The organism is Mycobacterium sp. NPDC051804, from assembly GCF_044452905.1.
GTDB lineage: Bacteria > Actinomycetota > Actinomycetes > Mycobacteriales > Mycobacteriaceae > Mycobacterium.
Genome location: NZ_JBITCD010000006.1, coordinates 423,959 through 450,104, shown reverse-complemented (window position 1 = coordinate 450,104; position 26,146 = coordinate 423,959). Strand labels below are relative to the sequence as shown.

24 protein-coding genes and 2 pseudogenes are annotated in these 26,146 nt (G+C 66.0%); 12 read left to right on the top strand and 14 right to left on the bottom strand.

Features of this window, described 5'->3' with window-relative positions:
• Positions 1-45: 45 nt before the first annotated feature.
• Positions 46-1,626 (top strand): PucR family transcriptional regulator, encoded by a 1,581-nt coding sequence (locus ACIA48_RS25075; RefSeq protein WP_396737953.1) that lies wholly within the window; start codon positions 46-48, stop codon positions 1,624-1,626.
• Positions 1,627-1,672: 46 nt separating this feature from the next.
• Positions 1,673-2,224 carry an isopentenyl-diphosphate Delta-isomerase gene (gene idi / locus ACIA48_RS25070; RefSeq protein WP_396737950.1) on the top strand — a complete coding sequence of 184 codons (552 nt, stop codon included), beginning with the start codon at positions 1,673-1,675 and terminating at the stop codon, positions 2,222-2,224.
• Here idi and ACIA48_RS25065 read toward each other — a convergent pair.
• The 8 genes and pseudogenes from ACIA48_RS25065 to ACIA48_RS25030 all read right to left on the bottom strand — a co-directional run bounded on the left by ACIA48_RS25065 (position 2,221) and on the right by ACIA48_RS25030 (position 9,567).
• Complete coding sequence (locus tag ACIA48_RS25065; RefSeq protein WP_396737947.1) at positions 2,221-3,225, bottom strand: DUF5914 domain-containing protein; 1,005 nt, start codon at positions 3,223-3,225, stop codon at positions 2,221-2,223. The genes idi and ACIA48_RS25065 overlap by 4 nt on opposite strands.
• Positions 3,222-4,748, bottom strand: a complete 1,527-nt coding sequence (locus tag ACIA48_RS25060; RefSeq protein ID WP_396737944.1) for an FAD-dependent oxidoreductase — start codon at positions 4,746-4,748, stop codon at positions 3,222-3,224. The genes ACIA48_RS25065 and ACIA48_RS25060 overlap by 4 nt, the downstream gene beginning before the upstream one ends.
• Entirely contained in the window at positions 4,745-5,455 is a 711-nt protein-coding gene (locus ACIA48_RS25055; RefSeq protein ID WP_396737941.1) for a class I SAM-dependent methyltransferase, read from the bottom strand. The genes ACIA48_RS25060 and ACIA48_RS25055 overlap by 4 nt, the downstream gene beginning before the upstream one ends.
• Positions 5,452-5,688: pseudogene (locus ACIA48_RS25050) on the bottom strand (lycopene cyclase domain-containing protein); the annotation flags it as partial. The pseudogene ACIA48_RS25050 and the gene ACIA48_RS25055, both read right to left, overlap by 4 nt.
• A pseudogene (locus ACIA48_RS25045) lies at positions 5,686-6,000 on the bottom strand (lycopene cyclase domain-containing protein); the annotation flags it as partial. The pseudogenes ACIA48_RS25045 and ACIA48_RS25050, both read right to left, overlap by 3 nt.
• Positions 5,997-6,947 carry a phytoene/squalene synthase family protein gene (locus tag ACIA48_RS25040; RefSeq protein ID WP_396737938.1) on the bottom strand — a complete coding sequence of 317 codons (951 nt, stop codon included), beginning with the start codon at positions 6,945-6,947 and terminating at the stop codon, positions 5,997-5,999. The pseudogene ACIA48_RS25045 and the gene ACIA48_RS25040, both read right to left, overlap by 4 nt.
• Positions 6,944-8,452, bottom strand: a complete 1,509-nt coding sequence (gene crtI / locus ACIA48_RS25035; RefSeq protein ID WP_396737936.1) for a phytoene desaturase family protein — start codon at positions 8,450-8,452, stop codon at positions 6,944-6,946. The genes ACIA48_RS25040 and crtI overlap by 4 nt, the downstream gene beginning before the upstream one ends.
• A 2-nt stretch (positions 8,453-8,454) precedes the next feature.
• Positions 8,455-9,567, bottom strand: coding sequence for a polyprenyl synthetase family protein (locus ACIA48_RS25030; RefSeq protein ID WP_396738479.1), 1,113 nt, complete (start codon positions 9,565-9,567; stop codon positions 8,455-8,457).
• Positions 9,568-9,793: 226 nt separating this feature from the next.
• Here ACIA48_RS25030 and ACIA48_RS25025 point away from each other — a divergent pair, with 226 nt between their 5' ends.
• The 3 genes from ACIA48_RS25025 to ACIA48_RS25015 are packed head-to-tail and all read left to right on the top strand — an operon-like array spanning position 9,794 to position 13,104.
• Positions 9,794-11,287, top strand: a complete 1,494-nt coding sequence (locus ACIA48_RS25025; protein WP_396737933.1) for a carotenoid oxygenase family protein — start codon at positions 9,794-9,796, stop codon at positions 11,285-11,287.
• 9 nt (positions 11,288-11,296) lie between these two features.
• The gene (locus ACIA48_RS25020) at positions 11,297-12,478 is read left to right on the top strand and encodes a sensor histidine kinase (protein ID WP_396737930.1); all 1,182 of its coding nucleotides are present in this window, start codon (positions 11,297-11,299) and stop codon (positions 12,476-12,478) included.
• Complete coding sequence (locus ACIA48_RS25015) at positions 12,475-13,104, top strand: response regulator (protein ID WP_396737927.1); 630 nt, start codon at positions 12,475-12,477, stop codon at positions 13,102-13,104. The genes ACIA48_RS25020 and ACIA48_RS25015 overlap by 4 nt, the downstream gene beginning before the upstream one ends.
• Before the next feature lie 10 nt (positions 13,105-13,114).
• Here the strand turns inward: ACIA48_RS25015 and ACIA48_RS25010 are convergent, their stop codons facing one another.
• The 3 genes from ACIA48_RS25010 to ACIA48_RS25000 are packed head-to-tail and all read right to left on the bottom strand — an operon-like array spanning position 13,115 to position 15,995.
• Positions 13,115-13,567 (bottom strand): VOC family protein, encoded by a 453-nt coding sequence (locus ACIA48_RS25010; RefSeq protein WP_396737925.1) that lies wholly within the window; start codon positions 13,565-13,567, stop codon positions 13,115-13,117.
• Entirely contained in the window at positions 13,564-14,730 is a 1,167-nt protein-coding gene (locus tag ACIA48_RS25005) for a M24 family metallopeptidase (protein ID WP_396737923.1), read from the bottom strand. Before ACIA48_RS25005 ends, ACIA48_RS25010 begins: the two co-directional genes overlap by 4 nt.
• Complete coding sequence (locus ACIA48_RS25000) at positions 14,727-15,995, bottom strand: M24 family metallopeptidase (protein WP_396737920.1); 1,269 nt, start codon at positions 15,993-15,995, stop codon at positions 14,727-14,729. The genes ACIA48_RS25005 and ACIA48_RS25000 overlap by 4 nt, the downstream gene beginning before the upstream one ends.
• 99 nt (positions 15,996-16,094) lie before the next feature.
• On the opposite strand from ACIA48_RS25000, the gene ACIA48_RS24995 reads away from it, so the two are divergent.
• The 4 genes from ACIA48_RS24995 to ACIA48_RS24980 are packed head-to-tail and all read left to right on the top strand — an operon-like array spanning position 16,095 to position 20,010.
• Positions 16,095-17,363 (top strand): cytochrome P450, encoded by a 1,269-nt coding sequence (locus ACIA48_RS24995; protein ID WP_396737918.1) that lies wholly within the window; start codon positions 16,095-16,097, stop codon positions 17,361-17,363.
• 9 nt (positions 17,364-17,372) lie between these two features.
• A complete protein-coding gene (locus ACIA48_RS24990) occupies positions 17,373-18,875 on the top strand; it encodes a flavin-containing monooxygenase (RefSeq protein WP_396737915.1) in 1,503 nt (500 codons plus the stop codon).
• The gene (locus ACIA48_RS24985; protein ID WP_396737912.1) at positions 18,848-19,288 is read left to right on the top strand and encodes a VOC family protein; all 441 of its coding nucleotides are present in this window, start codon (positions 18,848-18,850) and stop codon (positions 19,286-19,288) included. The genes ACIA48_RS24990 and ACIA48_RS24985 overlap by 28 nt, the downstream gene beginning before the upstream one ends.
• The gene (locus ACIA48_RS24980; protein WP_396737909.1) at positions 19,285-20,010 is read left to right on the top strand and encodes an SDR family NAD(P)-dependent oxidoreductase; all 726 of its coding nucleotides are present in this window, start codon (positions 19,285-19,287) and stop codon (positions 20,008-20,010) included. The genes ACIA48_RS24985 and ACIA48_RS24980 overlap by 4 nt, the downstream gene beginning before the upstream one ends.
• On the opposite strand, the gene dapC is transcribed toward ACIA48_RS24980, so the two are convergent.
• Complete coding sequence (gene dapC / locus ACIA48_RS24975; protein ID WP_396738477.1) at positions 20,000-21,109, bottom strand: succinyldiaminopimelate transaminase; 1,110 nt, start codon at positions 21,107-21,109, stop codon at positions 20,000-20,002. The genes ACIA48_RS24980 and dapC overlap by 11 nt on opposite strands.
• The gene (gene fdxA, locus ACIA48_RS24970; RefSeq protein ID WP_396737906.1) at positions 21,109-21,432 is read right to left on the bottom strand and encodes a ferredoxin; all 324 of its coding nucleotides are present in this window, start codon (positions 21,430-21,432) and stop codon (positions 21,109-21,111) included. Before fdxA ends, dapC begins: the two co-directional genes overlap by 1 nt.
• A 311-nt stretch (positions 21,433-21,743) precedes the next feature.
• Here fdxA and ACIA48_RS24965 point away from each other — a divergent pair, with 311 nt between their 5' ends.
• The 3 genes from ACIA48_RS24965 to ACIA48_RS24955 all read left to right on the top strand — a co-directional run bounded on the left by ACIA48_RS24965 (position 21,744) and on the right by ACIA48_RS24955 (position 25,463).
• Positions 21,744-22,313 (top strand): PadR family transcriptional regulator, encoded by a 570-nt coding sequence (locus tag ACIA48_RS24965; RefSeq protein WP_396737904.1) that lies wholly within the window; start codon positions 21,744-21,746, stop codon positions 22,311-22,313.
• Positions 22,310-24,319, top strand: coding sequence for an FAD-dependent oxidoreductase (locus tag ACIA48_RS24960; RefSeq protein ID WP_396737901.1), 2,010 nt, complete (start codon positions 22,310-22,312; stop codon positions 24,317-24,319). The genes ACIA48_RS24965 and ACIA48_RS24960 overlap by 4 nt, the downstream gene beginning before the upstream one ends.
• A gap of 106 nt (positions 24,320-24,425) precedes the next feature.
• Positions 24,426-25,463 (top strand): LmeA family phospholipid-binding protein, encoded by a 1,038-nt coding sequence (locus ACIA48_RS24955; RefSeq protein ID WP_396737898.1) that lies wholly within the window; start codon positions 24,426-24,428, stop codon positions 25,461-25,463.
• Positions 25,464-25,528: 65 nt separating this feature from the next.
• On the opposite strand, the gene ACIA48_RS24950 is transcribed toward ACIA48_RS24955, so the two are convergent.
• A complete protein-coding gene (locus ACIA48_RS24950) occupies positions 25,529-26,089 on the bottom strand; it encodes a YceI family protein (RefSeq protein WP_396737896.1) in 561 nt (186 codons plus the stop codon).
• Positions 26,090-26,146: the final 57 nt, after the last annotated feature.

Below are 26,146 nucleotides of genomic sequence, written 5' to 3'. Positions count from 1 at the left end.
AAAGGAGGCACGGCTCTATAGTGGGATCAGACAAAGGAGCGTGCGATGACGGCACCGTCTACCGGCCTCGGGCTCGGCAAGCTGCTGCTGGCCCTGGACCGCACGATGGTGACGCTGGTCGAGGCGCCCCGCGGGCTGGACATGCCGGTCGGCTCGGTGGCCCTCGTCGACGCCGACGACGTCCGGCTGGGCCTGGCGGTCGGTGCGGGTGCGGCCGACCTCTTCTTCCTGCTCGGCGTCGCCGACGTCGAAGCGGTGCGCTGGCTCGAGCAGCAGTTCGCGGGTTCCGGCAAGGTACCGACGGCGATCTTCGTCAAGGAACCCACCGACGCCGCGGTGGCGCGGGCCGTCGCGCTAGGCACCGCGGTCGTGGCCGTCGATCCGCGGGCGCGGTGGGAGTCGCTCTACCGCCTCGTCAACCACGCCTTCGAGCATCACGGCGACCGGGACGACCGGGACTCGGGCACCGACTTGTTCGGGCTCGCACAGTCGATCGCCGACGGCACCCGCGGCATGGTCAGCATCGAGGACGAACAATCGCACGTGCTCGCGTACTCGGCGTCCAGCGACGACGCGGACGAACTGCGCCGCTTGACGATCCTGGGGCGCGCCGGCCCGCCCGAACACCTGGAGTGGATCGGTCAGTGGGGGATCTTCGACGCGCTGCGCGCGGGCAGCGATGTCGTACGCGTCGCCGAGCGCCCCGAGTTGGGTCTGCGCCCGCGCCTCGCGGTCGGCATCCACTTGCCGAGCACCGATGCACGCCGTCCACCCACGTTCGCGGGCACGATCTGGCTGCAGCAGGGTTCGGCGCCGCTGGCTGAGGACGCCGAGGAAATTCTGCGGGGCGGGGCGGTGCTGGCGGCGCGGATCATGACCCGGCTGGCAGCCACTCCGTCGACCCATGCGGTGCAGGTGCAAGAGCTGCTTGGGCTAGCCGGAGACGACGTCGATACCGCCGCGATAGCGCGCGAACTGGGAATCGCCGCCGATGGGCGGGCTGCGCTCGTCGGATTCCAGGGTGGTCCAGCTGTGCCGACAGGCGTCATCGCGTTGAGCGCCAGCGCCTTTCGCACCGACGCCCAGACAGTCTCGGCCGGTGACCGCGTCTATGTGTTGTTGCCCAAGATCGGCGCACCCTCGTCGGTGACATCCTGGGTGCGCGGAGTCGTGACCGCCATGCAGCGTGAACTCGGCCTGACACTTCGTGCCGTCGTCGCGGCCCCGCTCGCCGGACTGGCGGGCACGGCGGCCGCCCGCACCGAGGTGGACCGCGTCTTCGAAAGCGCGGACCGCCATCCCGGCGCGATCGGACAGATCACCTCGCTGGACGAGGCGCACACCACCGTGCTGCTCGACGAGATCGTGTCGCAGATCGCCGGACGTCCCAAGCTCGTCGACCCCCGGGTGCGGCTGCTGCGCGACGACGATCCGATGCTCGCCGAAACGCTGCGGGTCTATCTGGACGGGTTCGGCGACGTCGCCGCGGTCGCGAAGCACCTCCACGTGCACCCCAACACCGTGCGGTACCGGGTGCGGCGCATCGAGAAGCTGTTGTCCACCACGCTGGACGACGCCGACGTGCGGCTGCTCTTCTCGCTGGGACTGCGCGCCACCGAGCCGTAACCGCGCGGCACGCATCGTTTGTGCATCACCCGGGTATTGATGGCAGATGATCGAAACGGCACACCCAGGCGCCCAGGAACTCGTGGTCCTCCTCGATGAACAGGGTGATGCGATCGGCACCGCGGCCAAGGCATCCGTGCACCACAGGGCAACGCCGTTGCACCTCGGATTTTCCTGTTATGTGTTCGACGCCGACGGCCGCGTTCTGATGACGCGCCGGGCATTGGGGAAGCCGACTTGGCCCGGCGTATGGACGAACTCGTTTTGCGGGCATCCGGCACCAGGTGAGCCGATCCGGGACGCGGTGCACCGGCGCGCACGCGAGGAGCTGGGTCTGACGATCGACAACCTCGTGTGTGCGCTCCCCGATTACCGTTATCGCGCGGTCGCCGCCGACGGCACGGTGGAAAACGAGGTGTGTCCGGTGTTCTGCGCGAACGCGGTTGGCGCGCTGGTTCCCTCACCGGACGAGGTGGAGGATCACACCTGGGTGTCCTGGTCCGAGGTGCGTTCGGCCGCAGGCCTTCCTTGGACCATCAGCCCATGGGCCGTCGAGCAAATCCCCTTGATCGAAGCGTCTGGCGTCCTTGCCGATTAGCGGGTGCGCAGCTTGAAGATTCGCTCGGCGTACTCGAGATCGTCACGCCACAACCGTGTTGCGGCATGCCGCATGAACGGCTTGATCAAGGCCGCCGCGCGGGCCGCATACGCGAAGCCCGGTCGGCTTGAATGGGCGATCACGGCCTCGAGCACCGCCGTGCGCGGCACTCCGTCCGGGCCCGCACCCAGCGGCGTGGCATGGGTTTCCACCACGCTTCCCGTTCCCTCGCCGTCCACGATGCGCATCACGATCGTCCGAGGCTCCGGGCTGGTGAATTCGGCGACGACCGGCACGCCCAATCTGCCGATTCGAAATGTGACCGCGACGAGGAAGCGGTCCAGTTCCTCCGAGAGGTCGGAATCGGTGGGTGGAGCCGAAAGCACTTCCAGACGGCTGAACGAGTACGGGTGAAACCACGACCCGTGCCAGGGATCCATCCGGTTGGCGATGACGTCGCGCGGCTCGCATGTACCGACGAGCCGTGCCACCGCGTGCATCTGCTCGCCGTCGGGACGCACCGGCAACACGGGCGCCTCGGTCGGTGTTTCTTCTCCGACGCTGTCGAGCCGCACCCACGTCAACACTCCATCGTCATGCGAAGGGTAAGGCCGCCAACCGAACTCCCGACCGCCCTCCAGTCGCAGCCCATGCCACGGGCATATCAGGGCCCCGCAGTCGACACTTCCGGTGGCGAGGTCCGCGCCCAGATGGGGGCACGCGCCGGGCCCCACGTTCACGGCTCCGTCCTCACCACGCCAGGCAACCAGTTCCTGCCCCGCGACCGACGTACCGTACGGCCGGCTCTTGATCGAATCGCTGGCGGCGAACACATACCAGTTGCCGCTCGGGCGCTGTTGTGAACGCCGCAGTGCGGAGTCGATCACCGCAGGAACCGCGTCACGATACGTCGCTCGCTGCGCGGGCCAGGACAGGGCGGGCAGCAGGTCGAAGGGTACCGACTTGGACAGCCGCGCCCGCAGATTCGTGATCCTGCTCATCTCGTAATTCGCCTTCCTCGTTCGGCGAGTCGACTCAAGAGCCCCATCCGGCCACGATTCGGAACCGTCTGCAGCGGATGGCCCCGAATGCCGAATTTCTCGAGCAGTAGGTTTGCCGCCGACCATCCTGTTGTCGCAGCGCGTTCCATCAGCGCGACAGGAAGGTCGATGCGGATACCGTCACCGGCAAGTACCAGTCCGTCGTCGGGTGCTCTCACCCCGGGCCGGTCGGCGAAGTCACCCGGCGCGAACCGCGGACAGTCGTTGTGGGACAACACCTTCTCGGCCACGATCTGGGCGCCGCGGGTCTCGGGATAGAGTTCGTAGAGGCGGTCCAGCAGCCGCTCGCGCAGCCTGCCGTCGGGCGTCTGCACGGCGTATGAGTGCAGCTCCACCACCGATCCCCCGTGCTCGTGCGACCAGTCCGCCGCCCCGCGTTCGTATCGGTCGAGGACGCTGACGTTGTCCAACGGCGGCCTGCCGCCGGTCCCGACAAACGGCGCTCGGTCGGGATTCACCTTCTTGTCCAGCCACAGCCGGTGCACAATGAACGGCGGTGCGTTCCCGAGCTTCGCGACACTCTTGCGCCAATCGTCAGTTCCGACACCGGCGGAATTCTCGACGATGCGTTGCAGGCCGGCGACATCGGTGGCCAATACGACACCGTCGGCGTGAAGGTTGGCTCCGTTGTCAAGAGCGACCGCCCAACCTTCGCCCGGTCGCAGGTCGCTCACCGAGGTCTTGCGGTGGACGCGAACACTTAACGTCTCGAGATACGCACCGAGTGGATTCCACAGCGCCACATCGAAGTTGGCATCAGCTACGTCGAATATCAGCCCCTCACGAGAGCCTAGAAAGTAGATGTGGAACATCGCCGCCAGTTCGGCCGCCGACAGATCAGTCGGCTCTGCGAAGAAGCTTCTGGAGAAGACCTCGAACGCGAGATGCCGGGCCGCTTCGGGAAAGTTGATGTCGCGGAGGAACGAGTCCGCGTCTCGGTGGTCGAGGCGGTCATAGATTTCCGGTACCGACACAGCGGCGAGCGGAGCTGCTGCGCGCGCGTCGAGTCGCACCAGATCGCGAACGCGGAACGTGGGGCTACGCAGGGCGAACATCATCGCGTTGAGCGGCGGCGACAACGGCAGATTCCGGAACGTGTCGGTGCGGCCTTCCGCGTCGACCAACGGATAGTCGTCCACCGGCGTGAGCATCCCGAGCGAGGGATCGATGCGCCGCAGGAGGTTTCGCAGATTGTAATACTGGCGGAAGAACGCGTGAAAGCCACGATTCATCGAGACCTGGGCACCGTCGGGCAACCGCTCCGTCCAGCCGCCGACCCGGCCGCCGAGGTAGCCCTCTCGCTCGATGAGGTCGACCGCGACCCCACGTTCGGCCAAGCCGGTGGCGGCGGCCAGACCCGCGATGCCGGCACCGACCACGACGGCGCGGGGGCGCTCCGCGAGTTCAGACGCGTGCGCCACACCAGATGGGGCGGGAAGAATCTGAGCGCGCGGATCGCTCATCGCGGCGCCTGCGCCAGGAAAGTGTGCACGATGTTGCGCTGCCACCCCGGCATGGTCTCGCTGCGAACTGACTCGAAGCCGTTGGCCTGCATCCTGTATCGGAACGCTCGCGCGCCGTCGAACGCGTTCACACTGCGCCGGAGATAGGTGTACAGAGAGGCGTCGCCACTGCGCAGTCGACCGCTGGGGATGATGATCGTCGCACACACGGCGTTCCACACCGCAGTAGCGAGTTTGGAGTCGCGGACCGAATACTCGTGCACGGCAATAGTTCCGCCTGGCCGCAGGAGCCCGCGAAACCTGCGTAGCTGACCGTCGCGGTCAGCGACGTTGCGGATCAGGTAGGCCGCCAAGATGCCGTCGAACGGCCCTCCCACGCCGGCATCGGCGAGGTCCTCGATGCGACTGTGCACGAAACTGACCGTCGACGGCCACGACTTCGATCGCGCTTGCGCCAACATCCCCTCCGACGCGTCGACCGCGACGATCTCGGCCTGGGGCGCGGCCGCCAGCAGCGCTGCGGTCGACGCCCCGGTCCCGCATCCGGCGTCGAGGAGACGTAACCCGCGACCCTCGTCGGGAATTTCCATACGCTGCGCCGACAGTCGCAGGTGCAGGTGATAGCCGGGATTGGCGCCGACGAGCTTGTCGTAGGCAGACGCCCCGACGTCGAACGCACCGGGAATCTCGTTGGAGGACAGGCTCACGACGTCTCCTTTGCCTGATCACGAAGCCGTAGACGCTGCCACAGCATAAGCACCGCGGTGACCATCGCCCAGCCGAACAGGAAGTCTTCGACCGGGATGTCGAGCGGAAACCGCACCCCGGTCGTGTGCCGTTCGTCATAGAGGACGATCGGCGCGCTGAGCTTGGTGAGCCAGCCGTCGACGGGAATCTGGAACCCCAGCACGATCACCATCGAGATCCAATAGGATGCGCGGACTCCTCCAAGCAGGCCGTCTACGGCGTTGTACGTCAGTAAGCCGCACAGCGGTATGACCACGAAGAACAACAGTTCCTCGATGGGCATCCGCCCCGGTAGCTGCAGCCCTGTTACGTACTGCGGGTTGTAGGACCAGACGTCCGCTGCGATCGCGACCAGATCCCAGATCACGAACATCGCGGCGACCGGAAGGACCGCAAGGGCAGTGCGTTTGGCGTAGCGGTAGACGCCGGGGCCGAGAAACTCCAGCGGCGCGGTGATGACGAGACACGCCGCGAGCACGAGCAGGTATTGCCAACGGTCCATCATCCCGTCCCGGAATGGCGAATTCGCGCGATCCAGGACTCCACAAACCCGCGGCCGGCGACCTGGAGTCGCCGCGCCGTGCCGACGGTGGCGCGGTTGTCGAACACCGCGAAGTCGAGTTCTTCGATGCGGTCGAGGATTTCGGAGTACAAAGTGAGCGCCGCGGAGATGCAGGGTCTGGATCGAGGATGAAGCAGCGCGATGCCCTGCTCGGCGAACCTGTAGATCCGTCTGGTCTCCGCGTGTTGTTCCTCCAGAGCGCGGCGCACGCGAGAATCGGTACGGCGATGGTCGTGGCACCATGTCAGGAGTTCGCGATCCACCTGGTGGACAGCTAGTTCGTCGGCGGGTAGATAGATCCGGCCGCGCTGGAGGTCTTCGTCTATATCACGCAGGAAGTTGGTGAGCTGGAACGCCTTTCCGAGCGCAGCGGCGTAGGGAGCGGCTCCTGCGGAATCACCCACGGTACCGAGCACGGGCAGCATCTGAAGTCCGATCACTTCAGCGGAGCCGTACATGTACCGGTCCAGTGCGCCGCGATCCGGGTAGTCGGTGGTCGTCAAGTCCATTCGCATCGATGATAGAAAGTCGTCGAAGTACTCCCACGGGATGTCATATCTGCGCGCGGTGTCGACCACGGCCGCCAACGACAGATCACCGTCATCGGCAACGTCGGCCGTCATCCGGTTGAACAACCGGGTAGCCAACCGCTGCAGTTCATTAGCCCGCTCTGCAGTCGATACCGAAGGGTCGAAGTCGTCGAGGATGTCATCGGCCCGTCGAGCAAATCCGTACAGTGCGTGCACGGCGGGCCGCTGCTGCGGACTGAGCAATCTCGTGGCGAGGAAGAAGGTGCGTCCGTGTTTCGAGTTCAACGTGCGGCAGCGCCGGTAGGCGTCTCGCAATGCGCGGTCGTGGACGCCGGCGGCATGGAGTTCTGAGCTGATCATGGTTGCACCACCCGTAGTTGGCGTCGCTGGGTCACGGCGCCGGTGATTCTGTCGGCGGCAAGGCGGCCCGACATCATCGCTGTGGGAACACCTACCCCCGGCACGGTCGAAGATCCAGCCAGGACGGCGTTGTCGATACCGCGCACGGTGTTCGCCGGCCGAAATGGACCGGTCTGCCCGAAGGTGTGGGCCAGCGCGAACGGCGTACCCGCGAGCATGCCCTGGCGCGCCCAGTCCGAAGGGTCGACGACGTGCAGCAGTTCGGCATCGACGCCGAGCGACGGCATCCGGTCACGAACGGTTCGCAGGATGCTGTCGGTGTAGGCGGGACCCGTCGCTGACCAATCGACATTGCCCACCGCGGTATTCGGCGCGGGAGCCAGGATGTAGAGCAGGTCGCGACCAGCGGGTGCCAGCCCCGCGTCACCCGCCGTCGGCCGGGTGACCAGCAGCGACGGGTCGGCCATCACCTGTCCGTCGTCGATGATGTCCTTGAACGTCTCCTGCCAGGCCTCGCCGAACAGAATGGTGTGGTGGCCGACATCGGGATCGACTGTCTGGCAACCGATGTGCGCGACGACTGCCGACGGCGCGGGCCGAAGCCGAGACAGCCTGCGCGGTTCGCGTCCGAGGAGGCGGTAGGTTTCGGGTAGCTCTGTGGTCAATACGACCGCATCCGCGGGGACCCTCTCACCAGTGCTGGTCTGTACGGCTGTCACCTGTGATCCTCCGCGTTCCAGCGCGGAAACTGCGGCACCATAGCGGAATTGGACACCGGCGTCGGCAGCGGCCGCCGCCAGTGCATCGGGCAGGGCACGCACGCCGCCGCGCGGGAAGAAGACTCCGGAGATGGTGTCCATGTAGGCGATGACGGCGTAGACGGCCAATGCCCGCTGCGGTGGAACCCCTGCATATAGCGCCTGAAAGGTGAAAACACGCTGCAGCCGCTCGTCGCTGATGAACCTGCGCACCATGCGCTCCCAGCGCCGGAAGCCGCCGATCGCCGTCAATCGCGCGAGCGCAGGGGTGAGCAGAGACAGCGGTGAATCGAAATTCGCGCCGATGAATCCGTCGAACTCGACGTCGTAGAGCCGGGTCAGCCAATCGCGAAGCTGCAGATAGCCATCGACTTGCCCGCGACCCGCGAACCGCTCGATCTCGGCGGCCATCATTTCGCGGTCACTGTGCACGTTCAAGGAGCTGCCGTCGGCGAACGACGCGTGATACGCGGGATCGACCCGCATGATGTCCAGGCGATCGGACAGCGATTCGCCGACGGCTGCGAATGCCTCATCGATGATGTCAGGCATTGTCAGGACGGTCGGGCCGGTATCGAGCCGATATCCGTCGATGTCGAGCCGTCCTACCCGTCCCCCAGGATGTGGTGCGCGTTCGATGACGGTGACCTCCCGGCCACGGCCTGCGAGATGCAGAGCGGCCGACAGCCCCGCGAGACCCGCGCCGACCACCACCACATGGTGTGCGTTTCCTCTGATGGTCTTCACGGTCACGCCGTCCGCTCGGTACAAGCCGTGGCCATGTGCGCCAGGACAACTCGGACGTCTGATCGCACGTCGGCACGGTCGACGAGCGTGAGGGCATGTGTGAGCCGCGAGTCGATCAGTTTCTCGATCCAGTCGACGGCACCGGTGACGACGATCAACTCACGCCAGCGGTTGATGTCATCGGCAGCAAGGACGTCCGCACGCATAAGGTCACGTAGCTGCCTGCGCACTGCCCGGTCGGCCAGGTGATAGGCGGCCGCTACGACGGTCGTGGCCTTGCCCTCCAAGAGGTCACTGCCGCTGGGCTTTCCGGTGATCGAAGGAGATCCGAAGATTCCGAGCAAGTCGTCGCGCATCTGGAAGGCCTCACCGATCGCGTCGCCGTAGCCACCCAGCATCGCCAGCACCGACGCGTCGCAACCGGCCATCGCAGCGCCCATTTCGAGTGGTCGACGCACGGTGTAGTTGCCCGACTTGCGGCGTGACACGGCGAGCACCTGATCAAGGGTGGGGAACCTGCTCGCATCGTTGATCAGGTCGGCGAACTGCCCGATCGCGAGTTCGGTGCGCATCGCGTCGTAGCGAGGCCAGACCCTCTCGAGCGCCTCGGTGGAGACTCCGCTTTCGCGCATCATCTGCGCCGCCCAGACCAGGCACAGGTCACCGAGCAGCACCGCGGCAGATTCGCCGAACCGCTCCGGTGACCCGCGGAGCGGCCTCCGCCTGTGCCACTGTGCGAACGCGATGTGGCCGGCGACCCTGCCACGACGCATTGCCGAGCTGTCCATCACATCGTCCTGCAATAGCGCGAACGCATGCAGGAGTTCCAGGCCGGCGGCGGCTCGCAGCGCCGCTCGATCGTGGTCGGCACCGCACAGCCAGCCTACGTACATGAAAGTCGGGCGCACGCATTTACCGCCCTCGATGAATTCGCTCAAGACGTCGGCTGCGATATCGACCCCGGCAGCCTGAAGTTGGGGTGCGCACCGGGTGCTGACGAACTCGGCGACGATCCCCTGCACCACACTGCGCAAGCCGGCACGCCATTGCTCGCTTCCCGGGTCTGCGGCCGGTTGCGAACCATTGGCCGACTGCGATGTGAGTTGTTCAAGCATGCGTGCGCCGGTCGCTGACACGCGCCACTCCTTCCGCAGTATGTGGTTTGCACTTACCCCGCGCCGAAGCGCCCAACCACAAACGTCCATACCCGCTTCAGAGCATTTTGCATCGCTTTTGCATCGATCAATTCGGCGCGGCCGCCGCGCTGTCCACCGGTCGACGGACACAGCAATCAGTCCCAAGGTGGTCGCGTGACCGCCGCCGCCGGAGCACGATCAATGCATGACGACCGCAGCCCGGACCCGCATCTCGGAAAATCCCTACCTCAGCGGCAACTATGCGCCGGTGACCGAGGAAATCACCGCCCTCGACCTAGAAGTCACCGGAGCCATTCCGGAGTATCTCGACGGCCGCTATCTGCGCATCGGACCCAACCCGATCGGCGACCAAGACCCTGCCAATTACCACTGGTTCCTCGGCGACGGAATGGCGCACGGACTGAGGCTGCGCGGCGGCAACGCGCAGTGGTACCGCAACCGTTGGGTGCGCTCTGCTTCCGTGGCACGCAAACTGGGTGAGGCCTGGCGTGGTGGTCCGAGCGCAGGTGGCTTCGACTTCGCGGCGAATACCAACATCCTTGAACAGGGCGGAAGGACGCTGGCCATTGTCGAGGCCGGCGCGCGCCCCTATGAGCTGACCGACGAGCTGGAAACCGTGGGTGCCTCCGATTTCTGCGGGACGCTGTTCGGCGGATATACGGCCCACCCGAAGCGCGACCCGGTGACCGGTGAGCTGCACGCTGTCTCGTACTCCCCGGTGCGCGGAAACATCGTGCGATACACCGTCACCGGCGTGGACGGCAAGGTCCGCCGCACGGTCGACATCCGCCTCAAGGCCCAGACGATGATGCACGACTTCTCGCTGACCGAGAAATACGTCGTGCTCTATGACCTACCGGTCGCTCTAGATCTCCGCAGTCAGACTCAGACTCCGGCCGCGAAGGCCGCCGCGGGTCTGCTCACCCATGTCGTCGAGCGGCACGCGTTACCCGACTTCGTCCTGCGACGCGCCATGCGAAAGACCAGCCAGGGCGGCGGCGCACCATCGGGCGGCATGCCCTACCGCTGGGCCCCCGAGCGGCAGGCCCGCGTCGGGGTGATGCCCCGCGAGGGAACCTCTTCTGACATTCGGTGGTTCGAGGTCCAGCCGTGCTACGTGTTCCACCCACTGAACGCCTACGACGTGGCTTCTCCCGAAGGCGACAGCATCGTGCTCGACGTGGTCCGGCATACCTCGGTCTTCACGACCGGCACCAGCCTGGTGCCCGGCACGCAGTCGCTGGACCGGTGGACCGTCGATCTGGCCACCGGCAGAGTCCGCGAAGAACGCCTCGACGACACCGTCCAGGAGTTTCCGCGGGTCGACGAGCGGCGAGTCGGTCGGCCGCACAGGTTCGGGTATGCGGTCGGGTACGTCGGGGGCTCCGAGGGAATCACCGAAGCGAACTCGATCCTGAAGCACGACCTGCACACCAACCGCACCCAGTCCGCGACCTTCGGAGCGGGTCGTGAACCCGGCGAGTTCGTCTTCGTCCCGTCCAGCGCGGACGCTGCCGAAGACGATGGCGTGGTCATGGGGTTCGTTTATGACCCGGCCACCGACCGCAGCGACCTGGTGCTACTCGACGGCCAGACGCTGGAAACGGTGGCAACGGTGCACCTTCCGGCCCGTGTACCGCACGGCTTTCACGGCAACTGGGCACCGACTGCGGGATAGATTGGCCGCATGGACCACGACGCGCCCGACGGCTGGCCGCGCGGGGGCGAGTGGAACTGGCTGTGGGAGGCCTATGTTGTCGGCCTCGCCGTCGTCGCCATCGTCGCCGTGGTTCTGCTGAACCCTCGGTTTCCCGGCAACGTGGTCGGCGCCGCGGCAGCACTGACGGCAATGGCAGCGGTCGTGCTGATCTTCGGTCGCCGGGTGACCCCGCTGCCCGAAGGTGACTGGCGCACAATCACGTTCGCCGGCTCCGTGGTCGTACTGTGGATCCTGGCAATGGTGGCATCGCCGGTTTCCGTGGCGGCCGTACCGGCGATATATCCGATCGTGTTCTCCGCGCTGCCGCTCGGTGTCGCATTGGTCGTGACGACGATCGTGAACGTCATTCCACTGCTGATGTTATTGCTCGGCAACGGTATAGAGTCACCGAACCTGCCGATCGCGATCGCCATCACTCTCATCGGCGTGGTGGGCACGCCGGTCATCGGCACCGTGATCATCACGTCGATGCGGCAACGTCGGCAGTTGGCCGCTTTGGTCTCCGAATTGGCAGCCACCCGCGCCGAGAGCGCCCGCTTGTCACGTGAGGCGGGTACCGCGGCCGAGCGGGAACGACTGGCGCGCGAGATCCACGACACGCTCGCTCAGGGCTTCACCAGCATCGTGATGCTCGCCCAAGCCGTCGAACCGGAATTGGACACCGATACCGCCGCGGCGAAACGGCACCTCGATCTGATCGGCGCCACAGCGCGCGAAAACCTCGCCGAAGCTCGCGCGATGGTGGCCGAACTGACGCCGAGCCCCCTGGAGGAGACGCTGCCCGCCGCCATCCAGCGACAGTGCGATCGCTTCACCGCCGAGACCGACGCGACGGTCACGGCACGCATCGCCGAGGACCTGCCCGCTCAGAGCATGGTCGCCGACGTGGTGCTGTTGCGTGCCACGCAGGAGGCGTTCGCGAACATTCGCAGACACGCGCACGCCAGCGCCGTCACCCTCGAACTGGTGCCGACGGCCTCAGGTGTCCGGCTTACGGTGGCAGACAACGGTATTGGAATGGACAGTGAGCACCCGGAAGGATTCGGGTTACGTGGGATGCGGGCGCGGGTGGCGCAGGTAGGTGGCGCGATGACCGTGTCCGCGGCTGCCGGCGGCGGGACGACGTTGACGGTCGAGGTGCCGACATGACCGCCGCCACGAAGGTGCTGCTCGTTGACGACCATCCGGTGGTCCGCGAGGGACTGCGCGGCATGATCGACGCCGAGGCCGACCTCACCGTCGTCGGCGAAGCCGGCTCGGGCGCGGAGGCGGTCGTCATGGCCGAATCTCTGCAGCCCGACGTCATTCTCATGGATCTACGGATGCCGGACGTCGACGGCGTGACTGCCACCGAGCGGATCCTCGCGGCGCTGCCGGGGACGCGCATCGTCGTCGTCACCACCTATGAGTCCGACACCGACATCCTGCGCGCGGTCGAGGCCGGTGCGGCGGGTTATCTGCTGAAGGACGCGTCACGATCCGAACTCGCCGAAGCAGTTCGGGACGCCGCGCGCGGCAAGACGGTGCTGGCACCGACAGTCGCCGACCGACTGGTTCGCTTTGTGCGCCAACCTGTTCCGGCGGCACTTTCCAGCCGAGAGGTCGAGGTGCTCGCCCTGGTGGCCACCGGTAAGACCAACGCCGAAATCGGTCGTGAACTCCACATCAGCGAGGCCACCGTGAAAACCCATCTGTTGCGGACGTTCAACAAGCTCGGCGTCTCGGATCGCACCGCGGCGGTGACGACCGCGATGTCGCTTGGCCTGCTGTCCTAGCCCTGTCCGATCAGGGCCGAGGGGGCAAAACGGACAGCCAACCGTCGGAGAGCAATTCGAGCAGTTGCCCATCCGGGTCGCGGATCATGGCCGACGCCTCCGATACCGTCTGCGTCACCACCGACCCTCCGAAACCGTCGACCAACTCGAGGACGCCCGCGAGGTCGGACACCGACAGCGAAAGATGCGTCAGCCCGGCTTCGTCCATCACGCGATCGGCTCCCCGCCGCACGTCGCGTCCCGAGTAGTCGAGCAATTCGAGCACCAGCCCATCACGCACCAGATAGGTGGCATGCAACCCGACCGGCTTGTCGAGCTGGAGCAGCCCCGCGGTGCCGTCGTCAGGGGGATCGAGGTCCCACCAGAACTGGAATCCCAGCAGCTGTTCGTAGAAGCGGCGTGACCGTGCACGGTCGGTGACGCAGAGCCCGACATGGTTGAAAACCGTTCGGTGACTGCTCATAACACCCTTCCGTAGCGCGTGATGGGCGACGGTCCACCGCCATTGATTCGCACGGTCGCCCGCTCCAGGCATCCCCCGACGCCCTCCTCGGTGACCCACGACTGGACGCTCAGGACCATGCCTTCCTCCAACGTGGCTCCGCGGCCCCGGCCCAGGCCGATCAGTGGCGGCTCGGCACCGAGTCCCACCCCGTGCGCCAGGGGCACGGGTGAATCATCGTTGTCCGCGTCCTGCCACGCGCGGTAGAGATCGGCACCGGTATTGCCGGCACGGCACACGTCGAGCAGCGCGTCCATCGACCGGGCGCACCGGCTCGCTAATCGCGCCGCCGCTGGTGTCACGGCGCCGCCGGCAATCCGGGTACGCGCCAGCCCGGCTTCATATCCCGCGTACAGCGCGCTCGGTGCGAGTACCACGAGTTCGCCTTCTCCGATGGGTCGATCGGAGGCCAGCTGCCTGAATGCCACGGGACCGGTGGGTGCGGTGGCGAAGCACACGCTCTCCGACGGGGCGATCGGAGTTCCCCGGTCCGCGATCCGCTCGTAGTAGACGCCGAGCAGCTCTCGTTCGGTCACGCCGGGGACCAACGCGTCCTCGAGCGCACTCAGCGCGGATTCCGCGATGGCCGCCGCGACATCGACGCAGGTGAACTCGTCGTATGTCTTGGTGCGCCGGACAGCTGCCAACAGGGCTGCGGCATCGGCGATTTCGGCAGATGGTAGAGCGGACGACATCATGGCCGTGAACATCGGCGTCAAGCCGTCGGTGCCGATCCGCCATGCTTCGCCGACGCCGGGAATCCCCGCCACCGAGGCGATCAAATTCTCCGGATTCCACGTCAGTCCGTAGAGACTGTCTCGATCGATCTCTGGCGGCACCCCCTCGTCCCACGTCGACAGCAGATGGACACGCTCGGTCGCCCGCACCACCACTGCCACGGGTGCGAAGGGAAGGACGCCTGCCCGACCGAGTGAACGTGCACCCGAGACGTATCGGACGTTGCCAACCCCACCCAACATCAGAGCGTCGAGATCGCGATCCTTCATGGCGTCGAAGACCCGGGCGCGCCGCGCACGGCGTAACCGGTCGAAATCGACCCGAGCGTCGTCTTCGAGCGCCATCACCCCCGTCGACAGCCCGCGGTCGCGCGCGACGGGACTCACGCGGATACTCCGTACGGTTCGTAGGTGGATCCGCTGAGCTTGACCCATCCCGTATCGGTCACAGCGACGATGTCCTCCGATCGATACCCCGCCGCACCTTCTTCCCAGATGACAGGTTCGAACACGATCACCATTCCCGGAGCGACGATGAGTTGTTCGTCGAACTGCTCACCGAGATCCGTTCCTATCAAGGGCATTTCGGCACTCTCGGTGCCAACTCCATGCGCCAGGTAGAAGTGTTCGATCCAGGGGCGGGTACCGCCGTTGGCCTCGATGGCGACTCGACCGAGCTCACGGCCCGAGACTCCGGGCCGAAGGATCCCCAACGCGGCATCCACGACGGAACGCCAGCGCCGGAAGTGTGCCTGCTGCTGCGCATTTGGGAAGGGGTCGACGCTCGTGATCCATGTCCGGCCGTAGTCGGACGCGTACCCCTGCCACGTGATGCCGGAGTCCACCCAGATGACGTCGCCTTCACGTAGGAAACGATCGGTGGTGACGGTCGGATAGGCGAGCCCGCCGTGCAACGTCCACGGACCGAGGTCGCGGTTGGGCGCCATCACCTGCCAAATCGGATCGATACCGTTCGCGCATGCGCCGAGCTCGAAGATGCGGCGAAGAAACACCGCGCTCAGGTCGACCTGCCGTGTCCCCGGTCGCAGGATTTCCAAAGCGTCGACCATCGCCAGTTCGTTGATCCGCTGCGCTTTACGGATGCATGCCACTTCGTCGGGCGTCTTCGTCACCTTCGCAGCGCCCAGCACGGGTGCGGCGTCCATCCAGGTGAATCCGCCCACGCCACGCAGCATCGAGTGGGTCTGGTCGTCCACGCCGATGCGGGACCCGCGGGAGAAGTGGGCGCCGAGCACTGCGGCGAACTCATCGATCCCGTCGTCGAGATCCGGGAACAGCGGGCCATGCCGGTGATCGTCGGGAAGCTCAGCAGGGACCCCGTCGGCCACCGACGTGTAGACGTGCGGCGCCGCGTCACCGTGGGCGACCACCACCACCGTGCGGAACAGTGCGGCGGTGTCTCCGTCGCGTGCGGGTTCGTCGACGCCGCTGGCGTATGCCACGGAGGCGGACCCCAGGAGTACGAGCCCGTCGACGCCGCGAAGTTCGAGCTGGTCCTGCAGTCGGCCGAAACGCTGGGCGCGCATCCGAACGAGGTCCGGCTCGGCGGGGATGGCCGCCCCGGCGATCGTCGCTCCCGCGAACGCGTCACCCCAGTCGTCGATGGCACTTCCCCTCGGTGCAAGATGCATAAAGCTATAAAAATAGTTGTTTAGAGCTGCTAGCCTAGCGGTAACGCGGTTCTCGCGGTGGCGGAATACGCTGATCCGCCTGTGCAGGAGGGCTTTTCGATGGCTGTCCGTCCCGGACTATCCCCAGGGGTTGTGGTCGATTTCGACCATCATTCGGACGAGTTCAACAGGAACGAGCTGACGGTCAACGCCGATCTGCGGCGTCGCTGTCCGGTGGCGTGGAACGAAAACTACGGCGGCTTCTGGTTCGTGTCGAGTTACGAAGGGGTGAGCCAGATCGCCCGCGACGGCGATACCTTCGCGCACAAGTACGAGCCCGACTGCCCCGACGGCATCAACTACCAGGGCGAAATGGGTGTCCCCCGACCCGAGGGCCAGCCCGCCCTCGGCATCGGTGAAGTCGACGGGCCCTATCACCAGGCGTTGCGGCGGGCACTGGCTCCCTTCTTCTCGCCACGCGCCGTCGAGGCCAAGCGGCCGTTCATGGAGCAGTCGACGCACTGGTTCCTCGATCAGAAGGTCGCCGATGGGCAGATGGACCTCGTCCTCGACTACGCGAGCCCGGTTCCCGCGATCCTGACCATGCGGTTGATGGGTCTGCCGACCGACAACTGGCAGGTCTACGCCAATCTCTTTCACTCGGTGATGGCGGCACCCCAGGACAGCGACGAGTACGCTGCCGCCGTCGGCGAGGTCCCGGCGATGATGGACGGACTGCAGGCCTTCCTGTCCGAGCGCCGTACCGATCCCGGTGACGACTTGACCAGCTTCCTGGTCCAGTTCGAGTTCGACGGCCGCCACCTCGAGGACTCCGAACTGCTGAACATCCTGTGGAATCTGATCGGCGGGGGTGTCGACACCACGACGTCACAGACCGCGCTGAGCCTGCTTCACCTGGGCACGCACCCGCACCTACGGGAACAGCTGATCGAGCGGCCGGACCTTTACGCCACCGCGGGCGACGAGTTCCTCCGCTACTTCTCGGTCAATCAGCAGTTGAGTCGCACAGTCACGCGTGACACCACGGTCGGCGGCCAGGAGCTGCTGCGCAACGACCAGCTGATCATCAGCTGGCTCGGCGCCAACCACGACGAGCGGCAGTTCGACCGGCCCGATGACGTCGTGCTGGACCGGACGCCGAACCCGCATGTCGCATTCGGGCTGGGGCCGCACAGGTGCATCGGCTCGCACCTCGCCAGGTTGATGTTCGAGGTGATGGTGAAGGCGGTGCTGGACCGCATACCGGACTATTGCGTGGACGTGACCGGCGTCGACGAGTACCTCGGGAACCCGAGCATGACCGGTCTGGCGAGACTTCCGGTCACCTTCACACCCGGCCGACCCGCCGAGACCGAGCGCCCGTTCTGATGCGAGCCGATGAACAGTAAGCCGACGGTCGCCGTCATCGGCGCCGGACCCGGCGGCATCGCCGCAGGAGTCCAATTGCGGTCCGGTGGTTACGACTTCACCATCTTCGAACGGGGTGACGGGTTCGGCGGCACCTGGCGGAACAACACCTATCCGGGCGCGGCGTGTGACGTACCGTCGCACCTCTACTCGTTCTCCTTCGCGATGAATCCGTACTGGAGCAAGACATTTGCCAACCAGCCGGAGATCCTCGCCTACCTCGAACGTATCGCCGCCGACTACGGCCTCGGCGACCACCTTCGCGCACGGACCCGCGTGGCCGAGCTGAGGTGGTCGGACTCCGACCGGCGATGGACGGTGACGACCAGCGACGGCGACAGGCTCGAATTCGATGTCGTGGTGAGCGCGGTGGGCATGCTCGACAAACCCCACACTCCGGACATCCCCGGCACCGAGCAATTCCGCGGACGTATCTTCCATTCATCTGAATGGGATCACGCGAAATCAACTGCGGGCGAACGTGTCGCCTCGATCGGCACCGGTGCCAGCGCCATCCAGTACGTACCGGAGATCGCCGCCGAGGCCGCGCAGCTGACGGTGTTCCAACGCTCGCCCACCTGGGTCGGGCCGCGCTACGACGAACCGTTCACCGCCGAACAGCAAGAGCTGTTCGAGCGTGACCCAGCGGCAGCGCAGAAGGTCCGGGATGCGGCGTTCGCGGCCTACGAGTCGGGTGACTTCGGTATCGATTCCAACATGACGAAAGAGTTGACCAAGTTCGTCAGCCAGTTCGTCGTCGACAGCGTGAAGGATCCCGATCTTCGCGCCAAGCTCACGCCGTCTCACCCCGTCGGCTGTAAGCGACCGCTCTTCTCCCAGAACTGGTTTCCGACATTTGAACGTCCCAATGTGCGGTTGGAGACCAGCCCTATCGAGGAGTTCACCGAACGGGGCCTGCGCACGGCCGACGGTGCGGAACACGAAGTCGACACCGTCATCTACGGAACAGGTTTCCGGGCGGCCGACTACCTCGGCAGTCTCGAGGTCTACGGGCGCGGCGGCCGCAGGCTTCATGACGACTGGTGTGACGGCGCCGAGGCGTATCTGGGCACCGCGGTGCCGGGCTATCCGAACCTGTTCACTCTCTATGGCCCCAACACCAACGGCGTTCAATCGATCATCTACATCCTCGAGGTGCAAACCGTGTTCGTAAGACGCCTGCTGGATGCGATGGTGACCAGCGGGGTGCAGGCCGTCGACGTCCGGCAGCAGGTCCACGACGTCTACAACAGTGAGATCCAGGCGGCACTCGCTGGAACGGTCTGGCTCGCTGGATGCAGCAACTACTTCAGCCACGAGAGCGGCAAGGTCGTCACCCAATTTCCCTACCACGGAGCGGAATTGGCCGCGCGCCTCGCCGAGGTCGACCTCGATCAATTCACCTGTCAGTCATTCAACGGTCAGCGTCAAGAGGAAGCAGGCTCGTGCGAGGAATCCACCATTCGGCAATAGTCACCACCGACGTCGGACGCTCCAGGCGGTTCTGGCAGGACGGGTTGGGTCTGACCGAACTGTTCGACATCGAGTTCCAGGGTGACTGGCCGACGCTGTTCGGCGCCGACACCGATCGTCTACGGTCGGTGTTCCTCGCCGATCCGGAGCATCCGGAGACCGGGATCCTCGAGTTGGTCATGTTCGACGGTGCACAGGAGGCGGCGCCACCATCGGATAAGCCCCGCGCCGGATTTTTTCTGCTGTCCCTGGAGCGGGAGGTCGAGGTGACCTTGACAGGTCTGGCCGAACTCGGTTTCACCGAAGGCGTGCGCAGGATCTCGGTTCCTGCGCCCAACCACATGTCGGTAGACATGGCGGTCATCACCGCGCCCGACGGTGTCACGGTCGAGTTGATCGGCTCACCGCGATGACAACCATCGTCACCGGCGGCGGGTCCGGCATCGGTAGCGCAACCGCCACACGGTTACGCGGCGCGGGTGTCGACGTCGTGGTCTGGGACCGAACGAACGGCGATATCGACTGCGACATCAGTGATCCCGACTCGGTGTCGGCAGCAGTCGAACAAACCGTCGCCGAACGCGGCGTGCCGGATCAGCTCGTCGCATGCGCAGGGATCGGCGCCAGCGACACGCTGTTGGACCAGGATCTCGATGGCTGGCGGCGGGTACTCGATACCAACCTCACCGGCACCTGGCTGACGATGCGCGCCGTCGCCCGCGTGATGATCGATGCCGGCCGCGGCGGGTCGATCGTCGCCGTGTCGAGCATCAGCGGAACGGTCGCCGACAGGGCGATGGGGGCGTACTGCGTATCGAAGGCCGGTGTCGACATGCTGGTACGGGTGGCGGCGGCCGAGTGGGGCGCACACGGCATCCGCGTCAACGCCGTCGGTCCCGGCGTCACGCGAACCCCGATGCTCGCCCGGCCCGAACAGCTACCCGGGTGGGTGGAGGGCCTCACCGAACGGACCTCGCTCGGTCGTCTCGGCGAGGCCGACGACATCGCTGAAGCGATCGTCGCGGTGCTCGGAATGTCTTGGGTCACGGGTCAAACCGTTTTCGCCGACGGCGGCCTTGCCCTGCAGAGTCCAATCGATGCGTTCGGCCAGACGCAGCGTCTGACTAATCCTTGAGTCGTTGCACAGCGGCGGCTATCCGTTCGTCCGTCGCCGTCAGAGCGACGCGAACATGCTGCGCACCGGCAGGACCGTAGAACTCGCCGGGCGCGACGAGGATGCCGCGCTGCGCCAGCCAGGCCACGGTGTCGCGGCAAGGCTCGCCGCGGGTGGCCCAGATATACAGTCCCGCTTCGGAATTGTCGACAGTCAGCCCCGCCGCCTGCAGGGCGGGCATGAGCACCGCCCTGCGCCGCTCGTACCGCTCACGCTGCTCACGTTCGTGCTCATCGTCGTCGAGCGCGGCGACCATCGCGGCCTGGATCGGCGTCGGCATCATCATGCCCGCGTGCTTGCGCACGGCCAGCAGCTCGGCCACCACCGACGGGTCGCCGGCGACGAAACCGGCGCGGTACCCGGCCAGCGACGACGTCTTCGACAACGAATGGATGGCCAGCAGCCCGGTGTGGTCGCCGTCGCACACGTCGGGATGCAGCACCGACAAGGGCGCGGCGTCCCAGCCCAGCCCGAGATAGCACTCGTCGGAGGCGACGAGAACTCCGCGTTCCCGCGCCCAGCCGACGACCTTGCGCAGGTGGTCGACGCCGAGCACCTTGCCCGTCGGATTGCTCGGCGAGTTCAGATACACCAGCGCGGGCGACCGCGGACCCAACTGCGTCAGCGAATCCGCACGCACGAACGGTGTTCCCGCCAGCCGCGCACCGACCTCGTAGGTCGGGTACGCCAGCTCCGGCACCACGACCAGATCATCGGGTGACAGGCCGAGCAGCGTCGGCAACCACGCGATGAGCTCCTTGGTGCCGATCACCGGGAGCACCGCGCCGTCAGCCAGCCCGGTGATGCCGTAGCGGCGTTGCAGCGCTGCCACCGCGGAAGCCCGCAACGCGGGCGTGCCCGCGGTCGTCGGGTAGCCCGGGGCGGAACTGGCCGCGGCCAGCGCCTCACGGATCACCGGGGCCACATCGTCGACGGGGGTTCCGACCGACAGGTCGACGATGCCGTCAGGGTGTGACCGGGCGAGCGCGGTGACGTCGGCCAGGGTGTCCCAGGGGAACACCGGCAATGACGCCGATACGCGCCGCTGACGAGCCGTTATCAGTCCTCGCCTTGGGGCGGCAGATCCTTGATCGGCTGCGGATCGTTGTCGGTCTGGCCAACCTTGGAGGCGCCACCGGGCGAGCCGAGCTCAGCGAAGAAGTCAGCGTTGTACTGCGTGTAGCTGGACCACTGGTCTGGCACATCGTCCTCGTAGTAAATGGCCTCCACCGGGCACACTGGCTCGCAGGCACCACAGTCCACGCACTCATCGGGGTGGATGTAGAGCTGCCGGGCGCCCTCGTAGATGCAGTCCACTGGGCATTCCTCGATACACGCCTTGTCTTTGATGTCGACGCAGGGTTCGGCAATCGTGTACGTCACAGGTGCTCCTCGATCTCCTGTCCAATGGGGCTGCCATCTTGGGTCAAGGCCCTAGAGTTCCCGCAAGTATGCGCAGTCCATACCTGGACGGTCGTCTCAGTGTGCCCTAACTTTCACGCGCCGCCCGGTTAGGGGTGGCGCGTGGTTACTGATACTAGACGTCGCAGATACACATAGACCAGCCGCCACACCCATCATCTCGACGATGCTGTTCAACTGCTCAGCAGTACATCCGCGAGCCCGTTATCCCTATGCGCACAGATGCAGTGCAACAAGTTGCATATCAAGGATCGCGGACCTACGCTGCGCCTGTGGCCTTGCCCCACGCGATCCTCGTCGCCCTATGCGAGCAATCCGGTTCCGGATACGAGCTCGCGCGCCGGTTCGACCGGTCCATCGGGTACTTCTGGGCGGCGACCCACCAGCAGATCTACCGCACACTTCGCGCAATGGAGAACGACGGCTGGGTGCACGTCACCCCCGTCAGTCAGCAGGGCAGGCCGGACAAAAAGGTGTACACGGTGTCCGACGCGGGGCGTGGCGAACTTGCCCGCTGGATCGCCGAACCACTTTCGGGACGCGGCAGCACCGTCGCCGACAACCGAACCCGGGATCTCGCCGTCAAAGTACGCGGAGCCGAGCACGGCGACGTCGATGCGCTACGCGTCCAGGTCGCATCGCTGCGTGCGGAGCGAGCCGAGTTGCTCGACATCTACCGCGGGTACGAGAAGCGGCAGTTCCCCGACCCGGGCGCGCTCAGCGGTGCCACCCTGCACCAGTACCTCGTGCTGCGCGGTGGCGTCCGGGCCGAGGAGAGCGCTATCGACTGGCTCGACGAAGTCGCCGCCGCGCTCAAGCGGCCCTCGGAGGAGAACCGGTGAGCTATCCGAACTTGTTGTCGCCGTTGAATCTTGGCTCCACCATCCTGCGCAACCGCGTCATCATGGGGTCTATGCACACCGGCCTGGAGGATCGTGCCCGCGATACCGACCGGCTCGCCGCCTACTTCGCCGAACGCGCCCGCGGTGGCGTCGGGCTCATCATCACCGGTGGCTACGCGCCGAACCGAACGGGCTGGCTGCTGCCGTTCGCGGCGCAGATGCTGTCGTCCTCGGACGCCCGCAGGCATCGCACGATCACCCGAGCCGTTCACGACGAGGGCGGCAAGATCCTGCTGCAGATCCTGCATGCGGGACGCTATGCCTACCATCCGTTGTCGGTGAGTGCATCGGCCCTCAAGGCACCCATCAACCCGTTCCGGCCGCGCGCACTGCGCGACGTCGAGGGCACGATCGACGATTTCGTGAACTGCGCGCTGCTGGCCCGCGACGCGGGTTACGACGGTGTCGAGATCATGGGTAGCGAGGGCTATCTGCTCAACCAGTTCCTGGCACCGCGAACCAACAAGCGCAAAGACAAGTGGGGCGGATCTCCCGAGAATCGCAGGCGCTTCCCCGTCGAGATCGTGCGCCGCACCCGCGCGGCCGTCGGCGCGGACTTCATCATCTGCTACCGGATGTCCATGGCCGACTACGTCGAAGACGGCCAGAGCTGGGACGAAATCGTCGCGCTGGCAAAGGAAGTCGAGGCCGCGGGCGCGACGATCATCAACACCGGCATCGGCTGGCACGAGGCGCGGGTGCCGACGATCGTCACCTCGGTCCCCAACAGTGCGTTCGTCGACATCAGTAACGCGATGGCCGAGCACGTCAGCGTTCCGGTGGTGGCATCGAACCGGATCAACATGCCGCAGGCCGCCGAACAGATCCTCGCCGAGGGGCACGTCCAGCTGATCTCGATGGCGCGTCCGCTGTTGTCGGATCCGGACTGGGTGCGCAAGGCCGAGGCCGATGCCGCCGACGAGATCAACACGTGCATCGCGTGCAATCAGGCCTGCCTGGATCACGCGTTCGTGCACAAGACCGTCTCGTGCCTGCTGAACCCCCGCGCCGGTCACGAGACGACGCTGGTGCTCGGCCCGACGCGACGCGCCAAACGCATCGCGGTGGTCGGCGCCGGGCCCGCGGGACTGGCTACCGCCGTCAGCGCGGCACAGCGCGGTCATCGGGTGACGCTGTTCGAGGCGGGTGACGCCGTCGGCGGTCAATTCGATTTGGCGCGAAGGATTCCCGGCAAAGAGGAGTTCAGCGAGACGCTGCGCTACTACAACCGCATGCTCGACAAGTACGACGTCGACGTCCGGCTGCGCACGCGGGCGAGCGCCGAAGAACTCGCGGGTTTCGACGAGGTGGTGCTGGCGACCGGGGTCTCGCCGCGCATGCCCGACATCCCCGGCATCGACCATCCGATGGTGCTGTCCTACGCCGAAGCCATCAGCGGTTCGCCGGTCGGAAAGGCGGTGGCGGTCATCGGTGCGGGTGGCATCGGTTTCGATGTCAGCGAGTTCCTCGTCACCGACGAATCACTCACGTTGAACCTCAAGGAGTGGAAGGCCGAATGGGGCGCAGCGGACCCGCAAGAGACCCGCGGTGCGCTGACGACACCGATTCCCGCTCCGTCGGCCCGCGAGGTGTACCTGCTGCAGCGCACAAAAGGGCCGCAGGGCAAGGGGCTCGGCAAGACGTCGGGCTGGGTACACAGGGCCGCGCTGAAGGCCAAAGGAGTCCAACAGCTGTCCGGGGTGAACTACGAGCGCATCGACGACCACGGCCTGCACATCAGCTTCGGGTCCGATAGGTCCAACCCCAGGGTGCTCGATGTCGACAACGTGGTGATCTGCGCCGGCCAGGAGCCGGTGCGCGATCTCGAGGACGCGTTGCGCTCGCAGGGCATCCGGCCGCACGTCATCGGCGGTGCGGCCGAGGCCGCCGAACTCGACGCCAAGCGGGCGATCAAGCAGGGCACCGAGCTGGCCGCCCGTCTCTAGTCCGGGCCGCCACCAAATCCATTAAGGATTCTCCAAGCGCCTCCGGACAGTCTTTCCGTCAATGCCACGACCACCTCGTCGCGATTGACCACACGGAGACCACCACATGAACCACCCCATGTACGCACAGAACAGGTTCGCCCCGGCGCACGGACCGCAGTTCCATTCCGCGCCCACTCAGGACCATCCGATGCGGCCGGCGCAGTTCCATTCCGCAATCCATTCCGCACCAACTCAGAGCTATGCCATGCGGCCGGCCCCGCAGTTCCAGCCGCCGGCTCCACCGGCTCCCCCGGTTCAGCCGCCGGCTCCCCCGGCGCAGCCGCCCGCAAAACGCAAGCGCGGTCGCGGTCCGCTCGCGATCGTCTTGATCCTCGTGATCGTTCTCGCGACCGCCGCCGCCGGTGTGCTCGGCGCCGAGTTCTACGCACGCACCGTCGCCGTCGACAAGATCAAGTCGGCCGCCGCATGCTTCATCGAGGGTTCCGAGGGCTCCGTCGACGTGACGTTCGAGACCTCGCCACCGGTTCTCATGCAGTACTTCGATGACAAGTACTCCGGATTCACGATCGCCACCGATGGACCCATCCGCGGCGTTGACGGGGTCACCGCGGATATCGCGGTCGACGACCTCGACCTGAACGGCGGCGCGAACGACCGCGGCACCATCGGCGCGATCAACGCGACCGTCGATTGGACGTCCGAAGGGATGCGGCAATCCGCCAACACCGCCCTCAAGGAGGCCATCGACGAGTACCTCGAGGACAGCTTCTTGAGTTTCCTGTCCGACTGGATCTCGACGGACGAGGTCGTGACGAGTGTCGAGACCGATCCGTCGACCGGGATCGTCACCCTGCACGGAATGTTCGACAGCACCATCGCGGTCAAGCCGGAGACCACCGCTGACGGCGGCATCAAGCTGGAGATTCAGCCCGACGGCTTCACGCTCGGCGGCGACCTGGACCTTCCTCAGGAAGACCTGCAGTCCAAGCTCGACGAGATGACGAGCGACCTCACCAACAACAAGTACAACCTCCGCGTGGATTCACTCGAGGTCACGAACAGCGGTGTGGTTGCCCAGTTCTCGGCGAAGAACATCGACATCCCGGCCAGCGACGGCGGGAGCAGCTGCCTGGACATTTAGCCCGGAACACAGCTAGCGCGCCTGCAGGAATCGGCCTGCAGACGCGCTAGTTCGTTGTGCGGGGGTTATGCCTGACGGAGTGCTTCGATCTCCAGCGTGATGGTGATCTTGTCGCCGACGACGGTGCCACCGGTTTCCAATGGCATGTCGATGTCGATGCCGAAGTCCTTGCGGTTCAGCACCACCGACGCCTCGAACCCGGCGACCTCGCCGTGTCCCATACCGGGGTTGACGCCGTTGAAGCCCAGTTCCAGGGTGACCGGCTTGGTCACACCTTTGAGGGTGAAGTCGCCATCGACGAGGTAGTCGTCGCCGTTGGACCGGACTCCGGTCGAGGTGAAGGTGGCGGTCGGATACTGCTCGGTGTTGAAGAAGTCGGCAGACCGGACGTGGGCGTCGCGCTGTTCGTTGCGGGTGTTGATCGAGTCGACGACGATCTCGGCGGTCACCGACGGTGTGCCGTCCTCGGCGACGACGATCGCGCCGCTGAACGTGTCGAAGGTGCCTCGCACCTTGCTCACCATGAGGTGGCGTACGGAGAACCCGATGGTGGAGTGGACGGGATCGATGGCCCAGGTACCGGTCGCGAGCTGGGCGGTTCCGGTGGCCCCAGTGGCAGTGGTCATGTCGTGAATCTCTTCCTCTACGGAGCGCCGGACTCCCCGGCACCTTCGTAGGGATAA